Raw genomic sequence first — 13544 nt, forward strand, 5'->3', positions numbered from 1 at the left:
TTGCGCCATAATGGAAGAATTTTTTTTTCAATGTCCGTACTGTTGGGAGCAAATTTCTATGCTTGTAGACCTTTCCCAATATTCTCAAACATATATAGAAGATTGTGAGATTTGCTGCAATCCCATCCAAATTTCAGTAGTTACCAACGCAGGTGAAATCCTTGATTTTCAGGCAGAAAGCATTGAACAGTGATTTTGGTAAAGCTCTAGAAATCATAGTGTTATACTTTTTGCTTGTGTAGTTCATCGAAAAAAGTTGTTCGTTTAGCGATTAGCTGCTATATTCGTTAAACAAATGTGCCCCTCCACATAAATCTGCTATTATGAAAACTTTAAAATTAACCTTGATATGTTGCTTGCTTTCTGCATTTACATTTGCCAGCGTTTCTCAAAACGAAAAAGAAGCACTACTAGCACTTTACAATTCTACCAATGGTCAATCTTGGACAAATACTTGGGACTTAAACGAGCCGGTTAATTCTTGGTTTGGAGTAACCCTTGAAGATGATAAGGTAGTTGCCATTGAACTGATGTTTAATAACCTCGAGGGTAATATTCCTTCAGAATTATCTCAATTAACGGCCTTAAGAAGTCTCAATTTATCATTCAATAAATTATCGGGAGAATTACCTGTTGAGTTAACAGAAATAAGTTCTTTAAAAGAATTAAAATTGTTTTCAAATCGTATTTCTGGAGCCATACCAATTACTATAGGCAACTTAGCGAAGTTGAGGTCTTTAGAATTATATAACAATGAATTATCTGGAGAGATTCCAGAATCTATTGGCGAGTTAGTAGAGTTAGAAGCACTTATCTTAAGTAGTAATCAGCTTATGGGAAAACTTCCAAGAAGTATCTCTAATTTAAAAAAATTAAAGGTTTTAAGCGTTTTTGATAACAAATTACTCGGTACGGTACCGTCTTCGTTTGGTGAATTAGCCCAATTAGAAGAGTTGGTATTGTCTAATAACGCATTTTATGGTCGTCTCCCCAACGAGTTAGCCCAATTGAGCAATCTAAAAACTTTGCTCTTAAGTAATAATGGTTTCAAAGGAAATTACGCCTACTTAAAAGATAAATTGCCAAACATTGTAGATTTTGATTTGGATAAATCAAACACAGAAGGTGTTTTGGTAACTCTGGACGAAGAGCCAGATGATAACGATTAATTTTAATTTTGGTTTAATAAATTGACGAATAACGTCCAGACTTAGTTTGGGCGTTATTTTTTTTATATTTCCTTGTAGAAATTAAAAAGCATTGTATATTTGCAGTCCACATCGCGGGATAGAGCAGTAGGTAGCTCGTCGGGCTCATAACCCGAAGGTCACTGGTTCGAGTCCAGTTCCCGCTACTAAATGAGACTCAAACAGTTTTTCTGTTTGAGTCTTTTCTTTTTTAGGGTCGTATTGTTCTAAAAATGAATTAGTTAGTTCGAATAATAGATTCAATTTACTGGTTCGACATTTTTTGTTTTTCATTGAAAAACGGAAACCTTCTGGAAATAGGATATTTTGGAAAAGTCTTTTATTATGGTAATCCATTGATTCGTAGAATTGACGAGGGTTTTCTGCAACTTTAAGAAAGAATTTCATTACTTTTTTGTGGTTCGACATTTTTGATGGCAGATTCAGAAGCAATTGCTTTTTCTTTTCAATTTGCTCTTTAAGCCTTGATCCATGTTTTTCAAAATTATCTTTGATAATGAGCTAAAGAAATCGATTACACAATAACGACCATATAAATACAACCTCAATCAACGACAAAAAATAAGGCCTTAACTTGTTAATAACTCTTTTAATAACATAACATCAGAAATTTAGTTGTTGTTCACATACTTTATATCTTTATAAAAGATAAAAAGGTCTTTTAATAGTTATATTATGTATTGCTACGATTTTCAAGTTGTTCTGCAGGAAGTCCCTGGAGAAATAAGTCTGTGTTTTACCATTTCTGGCTGTCCGCTAAGGTGTGAGGGATGCCATTCACCCTTTCTCTGGAAGAAAGGAAGTGGAGCTAAGTTGACGAATAAAGAATACCGAGATATACTTTATAGATATTTTGGTTTTGCTACGTGTGTGGTTTTTATGGGTGGGGAATGGCATAAAAAAGAACTTATAGCCAAACTGAAATATGCTCAAAAGCAAGGTTACAAAACTTGTCTTTATACAGGGGAGGAAACCATTGACCCGAAAATCGAAGCACATCTTACTTGGCTAAAAACTGGGAAATGGGACTTCAAAAAAGGTGGTCTTGACAGTAAAACAACTAACCAACGCTTCATTGAAGTCGAAACAAATAAACAACTAAATCACTTATTTCTAAAATAGCAGACTATGATAAGATTATCTAATGAACAAATCAACAAGAAAATAGACTTTATTCATCATTATTTACAATCAGCTAACGCTGCTGATGGTTCAAAGGTAGATGCCAACGCCAATGTAACGTCCAAAAATATTGCTACTATGGAAGCCGAAATTAATAAGGATATTAATATTCAAGTGAATCGAGAATTGATTAGGCAGAAAATCAGCTTTCTATTCGGTGAGGAACTGGCGAAGGAATATATTCGCCAGATAGAGTCTCATGAGATTTACGTTCATGACGAAACATCATTAAAGCCTTATTGCGCATCAATTAGTATGTATCCTTTTCTTCTTGATGGTCTTACCAAGTTAGGCGGAGAGAGTCAAGCCCCAAAACATCTTGAAAGCTTTTGCGGAGAATTTGTAAATCTTGTTTTTGCCATAAGTTCACAATTTGCAGGAGCATTGGCTACTGTTGAATTCTTAATGTACTTTGACCATTTTGCATCATTAGATTATGGTAAAGACTACTTAAAAACACATAAAAAACTTGTTGAAAATCACTTGCAGCACGTTGTATATGCGATAAATCAACCAGCTGCCGCTAGAGGTTACCAATCTGTTTTCTGGAATATTTCCCTATACGATGAGGCCTATTTTAATAGTATGTTTGGTGACTTTGTTTTTCCGGATATGATAAAACCCGAATGGAAAAGTGTGAAAGAACTTCAAGCTTTTTTTATGAAATGGTTTAATCAAGAGCGAACGAAAGCCGTACTTACTTTTCCTGTAGTCACCGCTGCTATGCTCACGGATGATGGAAAACCCGTTGATTTTGAGTTTACAGAAATGTGTGCTCAAGAACTTAGTGAAGGAAATTCGTTTTTTATCTATCAATCTGAAAACGCAGACAGTCTCGCTTCGTGTTGTCGATTAAGAAATGAGATAAGCGATAATACATTTAGCTATTCCTTAGGTGCAGGAGGTGTGGCTACAGGCTCAATAAATGTGATTACTTTGAATATGAATAGACTTATTCAAAATAACGCGAACATCATTGATGAAGTAAAAAAGGTTCATAAATACCAAACAGCCTTTAGACTACTCATGGAAGAATACTATACTGCAGGTCTTCTACCTGCTTATGATGCTGGGTTTATCTCGCTGGACAAGCAATTCCTTACCATTGGTATAAATGGAATGGCAGAAGCGGCTGAGAGTAAAGGTATAAAAGTGGGAAATAATAAAGTCTATAAAAACTTTGTAAATAAATATTTAAAGTTGATATACGACGAAAACAGAGCAGCCAAAAAGCATTATGGTTATATGTTTAATACTGAGTTTGTGCCTGCTGAAAATCTTGGAGTGAAAAATGCCAAATGGGATAAAGAAGATGGATTAATTGTGAACAGAGACTGCTATAATTCGTATTTCTATATAGTCGAAGATGACACCATAAACACTTTGGACAAAATAGTACTTCACGGTAATGAAACTATAAAATATTTAGACGGTGGCTCTGCGCTACATCTTAATTTAGAGGAGTCCCCAAACAAGGATGGATTTATAAAACTAATCTATGCTACTGCTAAGGCCGGATGTAATTATTTTTGTTTCAATATTAGGATTACAATTTGTAACGACTGTCTTCATATTGATAAAAGTACTGAGTATAATTGTAAACAGTGTAATTCGGCCAATGTCGACCATGCCACACGCGTTATTGGATATTTAAAAAGGGTATCAAGTTTTAGTTCTGGAAGGCAGAAAGAACATCATTTGAGACACTATCATTCAAAAGAGAAAAACACTTCTTTAAATGGACACAGAATAAGCTTACTTCAACAAAAGGTAGAAAAATCATCTGTGAAAGAAATTTATGAAAATTAATAATTGGTAGTTCTATTGTGTTAGTCTGGTCTAAAAATAAAAGCACTGAGGTCAAAATGATTGTATTAGTATCCCTTATTGTAATTTTTATAATATACAATCGCTTGATTTATAGTTCTGAATCATATTATCCGTCTATTGCCTTATCCCCTAAAGCAATTAAAGGGCAAAATTTATGGCAAAGCAATAATTGCTGGTCTTGCCATCAAATTTATGGACTAGGAGGTTATTTAGGACCAGATCTAACCAATATATATTCACACCCCAATAAAGGACCAGATTATATTAACACATTTTTGAATAGTGGCATAAAAAGTATGCCTTACTTTAATTTTACAGAAGTCGAAAAGGAAGCAATTATTGAATATCTAAAAGTGATAGATCAGTCAGGTTTCTATCCTAATTACGAGGCTGATATTGAAGCCACAGGATGGGTAAAGATTAAGTATAAAGATGAATAGCAAATACCCAATATATTTCTTAATTCTTGCCCTGATTTCATTATTAATAGGTGTGGTTTTCGGTCTTAGCGCATCGTTACAGTATATTTATCCAGAACTATTTAAAGAGTTTGCCCCATTTAGTAAGCTTCGTCCACTGCACGTTACATACGGAATATCTTGGGTTATTCTCAGCGCAGTTGGGAGTATATATTTTTATCTAAACAAGTTACAATTCTACTCATATAGATTGTTGAAAATACATTTTATTCTTTATGTATTGACTGGTCTGGCATTGTATTTTTCATACTTAATAGGAAATATGGATGGTAGAGAATATTTAGCTTTCACTCCTGTTTTAGTCATTCCGATCCTTTTGGGATGGGTCTTGTTCGGAATCAATTTATTTAAAACATTGTGGGGCAGCGTTACAAATTGGCCTGTATATTATTGGATGTGGGGAACAGGTATTGTCTTTATGATTTATCATTTATCTGAAGCACACTTTTGGCTCTTTGAAGATTTTCGAAGTCACTTTACCAAGGATATGGCTGTACAATGGAAGTCGTACGGTTCCTTTACTGGTTCTTGGAATATGCTAGTTTACGGAATATCCATTTACGTAATGTCCAAAATTAGTAAAGAGGATAAGATGGGTAGAAATAAAAAAGTTTTTTTCTTTTATTTTCTAGGCCTTACTAACCTTATGTTTGGCTGGGCTCACCATACTTATTTATTACCTACTCAACCTTGGATTCGTTATGTAGCCTATGGCGTAAGTATGTCAGAATGGATTGTTTTGGCATCAATTATTTATGATTGGACACTAGGTTTATCAAAAAACTCACTAGCACAACATCAAGTAGCTGTTAAATTTTTGAAGACGGCAGATTTTTGGATATTTTCTAATATAATACTAGCACTCTTCATTTCTATTCCTGCGATAAATTACTACACACACGGAACCCATATAACAGTTGCGCATTCAATGGGCACAACGATTGGGATTAATACAATGATATTATTTTCTTCAATTTATTTTGTAGCTGGCGATATTAATAGGAAGTTTCAACGAATGACCTTTATGGTTGAGTTTGGTTTAAAACTCTTTAACGGAACGCTCTTATTATTCCTAATATCACTACTAGTTGCTGGAGTAAAAAGAAGTTATTGGATTCATTTTTCTGACCAATCACCATTCTCTGAAATGCAAGATGCACAGTATTTAGTTTATGTAGCTCTTTTCATTTCAGGTCTAGGAATATTAATCGCTATCTACATAGTAACTATACCTATCTTAAAAAAACTAATAATTTTAGCTAGAAGTTACTGAAGGTTTACCAATAATTGAAAAATTTAATTTGATATTGTTGCTTTAAAGATTTAATCCCTTTAAAGAAATTAGAGTACTTTCCATCTTAATTTCCTTCACCAAATCATCAATAGATTTATGTTTAAAAAGGTTTAAAATTTCGGTTTTAAATTTAGCTGCTAGATGATGAACTGGACATGGATTTTTATCGTCACAAGCAGAAAGACCTAAAAAACATTGCTCAAATTTAATGCTACCATCAATATTTTCAATGATATTCCAAATATTTTCCTTCCGATTAGTTTCAGACAAATAAAAACCACCAGTAGGTCCTTTTGTCGAGGTTATAATATTTTTTGTAGCTAAGTCTCTTAATAATTTCGCAAGAAACGGATGCGGTACTTGTATTTCCTCGGCTATGGCTTTAGCCCCAATTTTATTATTAATTTCGCTTTTTTGTGCTAAATACAGCACTGCTCTTATAGCATATTTTGAAGCTTTGGATATCATTTAAATTCAGATTTAATTTAAAGATATTAAAAGATATTTTAATCTTTTAACTTGCATCAATAAAAAAATGAGTAATTAAATAGGATAAATTAGTCTGAAATAAAAACAATTAATATCTTTGTAATAACAGAAGTCAATGCAGATGTTTTCGAAAGCTTGCGAGTATGGTATAAAAGCAGCGATATATATTGCGGTGAACTCATCGGAAAATAAGCGTGTGAGTCCGAAAGAAATATCTGAAAAGATAGATTCACCTCAAGCCTTTACAGCAAAGATTCTACAAGCCTTAGTAAGACATAACATCATAATTTCTGTAAGAGGCGCTTATGGTGGTTTTGAGATTGATAAAACAAAAATTGAGACGACAAAACTATCTCAAATCGTTTATGCTATTGATGGTGATAGTATTTACAATGGTTGCGGTTTAGGATTGCATACTTGCGACGAAAATCATCCATGTCCTGTACACGATAAATTTAAGTTAGTAAGAGAAGAGTTGAGGGACATGCTAGACAACACAACGTTAGAACGATTAGCGCTAGAGATTAAGTCTGGTGTTTCATTTTTAAAAACCTAAAAAAAATTTCAATATAAATAGGATAGATTTGTCCGAAATAAATTATAAATATGGAAGTATTACAAAAAAACACCGAAAAAGAAATAGGACAGTATGTTGCAGACGATTTTAGAACTGCAGCTATTTTTTCTAAATACAAAATTGATTTTTGCTGCAATGGTAATAGAACAGTCGCCGAAGCCTGCGAAAAAAAAGGAATTGATGAAGCTGTGCTTATAGCAGAACTAAATGACGTTTTTAATGCTAAAACAGGCGAAAGTATTGACTATAAGTCTTGGCCACTAGACTTGTTGGCAGAATATATTGAGAAAAAACACCACAGATATGTAGAAGAAAAAATACCTGTGTTACTTCAGTTTTTAAACAAATTATGTCGTGTGCATGGCGAGCGTCATCCAGAGTTGTTTAAAATAAACGAGCTATTTACAGCTTCGGCAGGCGAATTAGCATCACATATGAAAAAAGAAGAACTTATCCTTTTTCCGTTTGTAAAAAGAATGGTTAGTGCTAAATTAAAAAATGAAGCAATCCAATCACCGCAATTTGGCACTGTAGAAAATCCAATTGCTATGATGAAGGAAGAACACGATAATGAAGGCCAACGTTTTAGAGACATTGCAGAATTAACAGACAATTACAATCCACCAGCTGATGCTTGTAATACGTATAAAGTAGCCTTTGCTATGCTAGAAGAATTTGAAAAAGACTTGCATTTACACATTCACCTAGAAAATAATATTTTATTCCCTAAAGCTATAGCCTTAGAAACACAATTTGATTAATAGCAACCCTTTATTTACTCTTTAACCTGTAGTTTAATCCTGAAATGTTCCCCTAAACATTTCAGGATTTTTATCTTAATTCATTACATTTCTACTTCATCAATTTAAAAGATGCCAAAAAAATTAGTCATAGTCTGTTTAATTAATTTCTTTATTGCTGCGCTAATGGGCTTGGCGTTGCGTTTTTCGTTTATAGACTCTATTGGTATTAATTATAGGTTTTTAACGCACGCGCATTCTCATGTAGCGATGTTGGGTTGGGTGTACTTAATGTTGTATGTTCTTTTTGTGCATTATTTTGTGCCCGAGAAACTCAAGGTTTTCAATCGGTTGTTTTGGTTAACCGAATTTGCCGTTGTTGGTATGATGCTGAGTTTCCCGTTTCAAGGGTATGCTGCTATTTCCATTTCGTTTTCAACCTTACATATTTTTTGTAGTTATTACTTTGTGTATTTGATTTGGAAACATTATAAAATCACATCAAGTGTAAGTCAAAAGTTGTTAAAAACAGCGTTGCTATTTATGGTTGTATCTACATTTGGTGTTTGGTGCTTAGGCCCAGCAGTAGCAACACTTGGTCAGACTTCGGCGTTTTATCAAATAGCGATACAATTCTTTTTGCATTTTCAGTTTAATGGCTGGTTTTTAATAGCTGCTTTAGCGGTCTTTTTTCATCTTTTAAATATTCAAAACTCTAAAATATTCAGACAGTTTTTCTGGTTTTTAATAACATCAACTGTATTAACCTTTGCATTGCCAATTCAATGGTTTGCACCTCATGATAGTTTATTATGGATTAATGGTTTTGGTGTTGTAACTCAAATTTTAGTGTTGTATAAATTCTTTCAAGTTTTAAAACCGAAATTCAATACTCTAGCTAATCAGAAAAACAAACTGGTATTTTATATGTACGTTTTTACGCTAATTTGTTTTCTCTTAAAAGTGATATTTCAGTCACTTTCTATTTTAACTGAATTTTCGCAAGTGGTTTATGAGCATCGCAATTTTATTATTGGCTTTATCCATTTATTAATGCTTGGTGTTATTACTGGATTTTTATTTGCTTTTATTTTGAAAAGTGATTTGGTTACGGTTTCAAAATCATTAACTTTTGGAATCTATAGTTTTGTATTAGGCTTTGCGTTAACAGAATTATTGCTGTTAATACAAGGTATTAAGTATTATTTTAAAAGTGGAATTTTTCCACAGTATTATCTACTATTGTTTTTATTTAGCATTTTATTGCCTCTAGGGATTGGTTTTATTTTATTCGATAGTATTAAACAAAAAACGTATGCCACTTAAACCTTTAAAAAGACATAAAGCATTGCAACCATTAAGCAGAGAGCATCATTTTGGGTTGTTATTGTGTTATAAAATTAGAATGGGTTTTCGATATCATATAGCACCAATACGCATTAGGACGTATGCCAGTTGGTTTTACAAAACCCATTTAATTCCGCATTTTGAAATAGAAGAAACACACATTTTTCCTGTTTTAGGGAACGACCACGAATTGGTAAAACGTGCCTTGACAGAACACAAAAGCATAATACAATTGTTTGAAAAAAATAATGATGACACCGTAACCTTGCAACATATTGAAGACCAATTAGAACAACATATTAGATTTGAAGAACGTGTACTCTTTCCTGAAATTCAGAACGTAGCATCAGAGGCAGAATTTCTTCATATTGAAAAAATTCATAATTCTGAATCTTTTGTTGAGAATACGACAGATGTATTTTGGGTAAAGTAATATTCATAAACATTTCAAGGAAACACATAAGATATATTGATGTAAAAATTACGTCCTTGTCTCGGAATATTATTCCAATCTGCATAGGTGGAATAGTTGGCATCTAAAATATTTTCTATGCCGTATTTTAAAATGGTTCTTCCTTTTTCGCCATAAAAGGCATTGCCCAAATTAAGATTTAAAATAGCATAAGAAGCGGTTTCATTTTCGCCATAAAAACTACTGTAATTACTTTGGTTACCGTTACCATCGAGTTGTAAGGAAGCATTAAACTTGGGTTTATTATAATTTAATTCAGCGAAGTAAGAAAATGGTCTAATTAATGGTAGATTTTCACTATTGCTACCTCTGCCGTAGTTGTAACCTACAGTTCCGTTTACTGAAAATCTATCAGAAATAGTATAACTACTATTTACATACACATCAAAAATTGAAGCGTTATCTAAGGCAGTATATACACGGACTCCATTGGCACCAATGGTCATAGAACTTACATTTTGTGCAATATCGCCTATGATGTAATCCATGATATAGAAATAAGAAGATTCTAAACCAATTTTAAACTTATCATAAGTTTTTGAGAAATTAAAGTTAGCTTCGAGTGCTTTTTCATTTTTTAAATTGGGATTTCCGATATAGTCGTAATTATCAAAACTATTGAATAAGAAAAATCCATAGCCTTCGCTCACCGATGGTGCACGTTCGCCATAACCTAAACCAAAAGCGATATTTGAATCTTCCTTTTTTATGTTATAAGAAGATGCCAGACTCATTAAAAATCGACTTTGTTGGTCGTCAATATTGGGATGAAATATTTGAAGACTTTCAACACCAACTTCTTTTGCAATTCTGTTGGTGTGATAGCCCAATCTCACCGATGACGATAATGATTTACCATCAGCAAAATGCCAATCATCTTTTACGAAAATACCAGAGTATAAGGTTCTAATGTCTGGCCATGTGTACATAAACATATCTGGCTCATTAGGATTGTTGGAAAACATGGTCATTTCAGCTAGCGATTTGTTATAAAACCCATTGAGGTTAAATGTAAAATGATGCTGTCCTTTTAAAACATCTGCTTTACTGTAAAATCCGAATGTGTCACTCCAGCCAGGCATATCCATGCGTATTGGTACATCTGGACGTTTGGTGTCGTCCATAATATGTGTAATGGTATTAAAATACAACTTGGTTTCAAGCGTTTTTAAGGCTTTATCCTCTGGATTATAGTTGTGTGTAAAAGATGTAATTAGGGCTTCGGCTAAAGACACATCCATTGGTAAGGCTGGATAGCCAACATCTGTTGCTCTATCATAAATAATATTGGCATCGACGCTATGATTTTCTGAAATTTTATAACCCGATTGTAACGAAATATTATACTTCCGAAATTGAGAATACAAAACTTCTAAATTATTACCAGCGTCATAGTTTTCAGATTTTCTGAAAATTCCGTCAGCGCTAATAAAGAACTTCTGCCCAGAATACTCCAGATCTAAACCCGTAGCAATGAAGTTGCCGTTGGTTTCATAGCCTAAATCTGCACTTGTTTTTAGACCAGATTCGTTAAATTTTGAAGTTGGTAATTGCAAATCGATTCCTCCACCCACACAATGTCCATTTTCCGTACCTTCTTGGCCTGAACCAACAGTTACTTTTTCAAGATTTGAAACATCGACATAAGACGTGATTGGATCCATTTTGTCAGTACAAGCACCAAAAATTTGCATACCATCAATAGTGACTACCAAACGGTCACTTACCATATTGTTTATGGTCGGTTCCCATGCATAATTACCACGTTTTATCATGGTGACGTTGTTAGACTTTTCTAAATAGTCGTCTATACTAGATAAGGTTTTTTCTTGCCTGTAGCTACTAAGTTTACGTCGTGTTTTAATAACGACTTCTTCGAGCTTTGTGGTATCTTTTTTTTGCTCGTTTTTCTTTTCTTGACTAAAACCAAGTGATGAAAAGAGTATGCAAAGCATTATTGTGATTAGCTTCTTCATAGCCAATATTTTTTGCGCTTAACGGATTTTGTCATTCAGAGGCAAAGCCGAAGAATCTAAAAAAAGTCAGTTATTTTAATAGATTCTTCACTTCGTGCCTCGTTCTGAATGACAGTAAGAAAAGTTTTAAAACTCTAATTCTAAGTAAAGACTACTAGCTTCATTTTCTTCGGTGACATCTTCACCTTTTAAAACGTCGTCACCAGAATTCATTAACTTAAGATTCAGTTTCCAATACCCAGTCATGGTTAAGGATAGATCTCCATAATAAAAATTATCAACACTATTATAAGTAAGGTCTGTATTGTTCGGTGAACTGTGATTTCCCATGCCAGGCATACGTGGATCTAAAGCAATGGTATAATCTTCAACAACAGGGAATGTCATCATATTTTGCATTTTAAATAAACCAACTTTCATTTCATTGATAGCAATGCTTGGGTCTTTTGGTTCGATTAATGCCAAAATATATCTAGAGTCATCGCTTGCCATAAAGCTCGCCACATTTTGGTTTTCGTATTGCATAACATTGATGGTTTCTGTTAGAGAATAGTCCATGCCATCAATAGTATAGTCTAGCGTTAATGACCATCCAGAACTGTCCATATTAGTCATTTGGTAGATTATAAAGCCTTTGTAAACCGTATCTTTTCCATCCGCTTTTGTAATTGCTGATTTAGGACAAGAATGTTGCATTGTAGGCATTTGCATTATTGGCATCCATGATAAAATAGCATCTTCGTAGTAAGTATCAGTTGTATTATCTTTTAGACGTATACTAATTTCATTGTAACCAGTTTCAAACATACCTTTTTTGTTAAAAAGCTCTATGGTTTGGTTGCCATTAACAATTTCTTTTACTAGTAATAAACCTTCGACTTCGTTTACAGGATTAGTATTATCATCATCGTCTGTAGAGCATGAGAATACGAGTACTAAAAGTACTAATGGTAATATATATTTAAGTTTCATTTCTTTCTTATTTGTTTAATAATTGGATGTAATTTCCCTTTCTATGTGTGTTTTATACGCATAGCAAAGTGAGTTGTGCGGAATGCACGCAGAAAAGAATTAACTTAAAATTGGTGGTGGCGTATCTAAATCGTAAAACTTAGATATAGGTTGAAATAACCTTAAATCACTATTGAAATGTTGTGATTGTAAGTTATTATTTGAAAGGTCTGTATTTAGATTTATTTCAGAAATCACAAAGACATCTAATCGTGTTCTATTGCTATTTTGTGAAGGTGCATCAGAATTACCATCTGTATTATTTTGAACAAGTTCTTTTCGTAATTGACATTTACCATTACAGCCTTTTTGCTCTTCTTTTTGAATACAAAGTGTTTTGGCAATGAAATCTTGATTAATGACAAAATCAGTTACAATAACAACATTGTTAATACTGTTCGCTAATAGAACGAACGTTAGAAACAGTGCTGTAATTTTATGAATAACCTTTAATATCATAATGCGAATATCGGACAAATTTGTCTTAAATTACCTGACATTTGTCAGCTTACATTAAGCTTTAAAGTATTGAAAACAAATATTAACTAAGCCTTTTAAATAGGTCACTTTATTTTCTAACTTATCCACTTCAGTGACGTCTTTTAAGTCGGTTATTTCCTCTAAAATAGGAACTAATATTAAGTGAAGTTGGTCATGTGGTTCACCTTTCATATCACAACTTTTAATAATATAACTTGTTTCTTTAGATAGGGCATCGCCTAACACTTTTCCATCTGAAGAAGTGTTATTTTTTAGAATAGAATCTATGCGTTTCATGCCAAGATGTGTTTCTTCATTAGCAATCCACTTTTCATCATTTTTTAGCACTAAGCCTTCAGGAATTATAACGGATTCCGATGTTGAAATTTTATCATTTTTGCAACCTAGTATCAGTAAAGCTATAAGAAGTGCCTGAATGTGAAAAGTTTTGTATTTCAT

Annotated in this window: 15 protein-coding genes and 1 tRNA gene; 11 read left to right on the forward strand and 5 right to left on the reverse strand. The window is 33.2% G+C overall.

Annotation, left to right across the window (positions count from 1 at the left end; genetic code table 11):
* Positions 1–10 precede the first annotated feature (10 nt).
* The 7 genes from J4050_RS04080 (at position 11) to J4050_RS04110 (ending at position 5972) form a co-directional block, all read left to right on the forward strand.
* Positions 11–193, forward strand: coding sequence for a CPXCG motif-containing cysteine-rich protein (locus J4050_RS04080; protein ID WP_208152675.1), 183 nt, complete (start codon positions 11–13; stop codon positions 191–193).
* Positions 194–323: 130 nt separating this feature from the next.
* A complete protein-coding gene (locus J4050_RS04085) occupies positions 324–1169 on the forward strand; it encodes a leucine-rich repeat domain-containing protein (protein WP_243878541.1) in 846 nt (281 codons plus the stop codon).
* A gap of 112 nt (positions 1170–1281) precedes the next feature.
* Positions 1282–1354 (forward strand) — tRNA-Met (locus J4050_RS04090).
* 529 nt (positions 1355–1883) lie between these two features.
* Positions 1884–2330, forward strand: a complete 447-nt coding sequence (nrdG, locus tag J4050_RS04095) for an anaerobic ribonucleoside-triphosphate reductase activating protein (RefSeq protein ID WP_208152676.1) — start codon at positions 1884–1886, stop codon at positions 2328–2330.
* Positions 2331–2336: 6 nt separating this feature from the next.
* Entirely contained in the window at positions 2337–4199 is a 1863-nt protein-coding gene (gene nrdD / locus J4050_RS04100; RefSeq protein ID WP_208152677.1) for an anaerobic ribonucleoside-triphosphate reductase, read from the forward strand.
* A gap of 56 nt (positions 4200–4255) precedes the next feature.
* Positions 4256–4660, forward strand: coding sequence for a c-type cytochrome (locus J4050_RS04105; RefSeq protein WP_208152678.1), 405 nt, complete (start codon positions 4256–4258; stop codon positions 4658–4660).
* On the forward strand, positions 4653–5972 hold the full coding sequence (locus tag J4050_RS04110; RefSeq protein ID WP_208152679.1) for a cbb3-type cytochrome c oxidase subunit I: 1320 nt from the start codon (positions 4653–4655) through the stop codon (positions 5970–5972). The genes J4050_RS04105 and J4050_RS04110 overlap by 8 nt, the downstream gene beginning before the upstream one ends.
* Positions 5973–6014: 42 nt before the next feature.
* Here J4050_RS04110 and J4050_RS04115 read toward each other — a convergent pair whose 3' ends face one another.
* On the reverse strand, positions 6015–6461 hold the full coding sequence (locus J4050_RS04115; RefSeq protein ID WP_208152680.1) for an RrF2 family transcriptional regulator: 447 nt from the start codon (positions 6459–6461) through the stop codon (positions 6015–6017).
* Positions 6462–6603: 142 nt separating this feature from the next.
* Between J4050_RS04115 and J4050_RS04120 the strand changes: the two genes are divergently transcribed.
* The 4 genes from J4050_RS04120 (at position 6604) to J4050_RS04135 (ending at position 9579) form a co-directional block, all read left to right on the forward strand.
* Entirely contained in the window at positions 6604–7038 is a 435-nt protein-coding gene (locus tag J4050_RS04120) for an RrF2 family transcriptional regulator (RefSeq protein ID WP_208152760.1), read from the forward strand.
* A gap of 50 nt (positions 7039–7088) precedes the next feature.
* Positions 7089–7820: an iron-sulfur cluster repair di-iron protein gene (ric, locus tag J4050_RS04125; RefSeq protein ID WP_208152681.1), complete on the forward strand. Its 732-nt coding sequence runs from the start codon at positions 7089–7091 to the stop codon at positions 7818–7820.
* Positions 7821–7931: 111 nt separating this feature from the next.
* The gene (locus J4050_RS04130; RefSeq protein WP_208152682.1) at positions 7932–9125 is read left to right on the forward strand and encodes a hypothetical protein; all 1194 of its coding nucleotides are present in this window, start codon (positions 7932–7934) and stop codon (positions 9123–9125) included.
* Entirely contained in the window at positions 9115–9579 is a 465-nt protein-coding gene (locus tag J4050_RS04135) for a hemerythrin domain-containing protein (RefSeq protein ID WP_208152683.1), read from the forward strand. The genes J4050_RS04130 and J4050_RS04135 overlap by 11 nt, the downstream gene beginning before the upstream one ends.
* A 14-nt stretch (positions 9580–9593) precedes the next feature.
* Here the strand turns inward: J4050_RS04135 and J4050_RS04140 are convergent, their stop codons facing one another.
* The 4 genes from J4050_RS04140 to J4050_RS04155 all read right to left on the reverse strand — a co-directional run bounded on the left by J4050_RS04140 (position 9594) and on the right by J4050_RS04155 (position 13544).
* A complete protein-coding gene (locus tag J4050_RS04140) occupies positions 9594–11594 on the reverse strand; it encodes a TonB-dependent receptor plug domain-containing protein (protein ID WP_208152684.1) in 2001 nt (666 codons plus the stop codon).
* Between the two features lie 126 nt (positions 11595–11720).
* Entirely contained in the window at positions 11721–12566 is an 846-nt protein-coding gene (locus tag J4050_RS04145; RefSeq protein ID WP_208152685.1) for a hypothetical protein, read from the reverse strand.
* A 99-nt stretch (positions 12567–12665) separates the two neighbouring features.
* A complete protein-coding gene (locus tag J4050_RS04150) occupies positions 12666–13064 on the reverse strand; it encodes a hypothetical protein (RefSeq protein ID WP_208152686.1) in 399 nt (132 codons plus the stop codon).
* A 54-nt stretch (positions 13065–13118) separates the two neighbouring features.
* The gene (locus J4050_RS04155; protein ID WP_208152687.1) at positions 13119–13544 is read right to left on the reverse strand and encodes a hypothetical protein; all 426 of its coding nucleotides are present in this window, start codon (positions 13542–13544) and stop codon (positions 13119–13121) included.

Source organism: Winogradskyella pelagia, assembly GCF_017581965.1.
Taxonomy (GTDB): Bacteria; Bacteroidota; Bacteroidia; order Flavobacteriales; family Flavobacteriaceae; genus Winogradskyella; species Winogradskyella pelagia.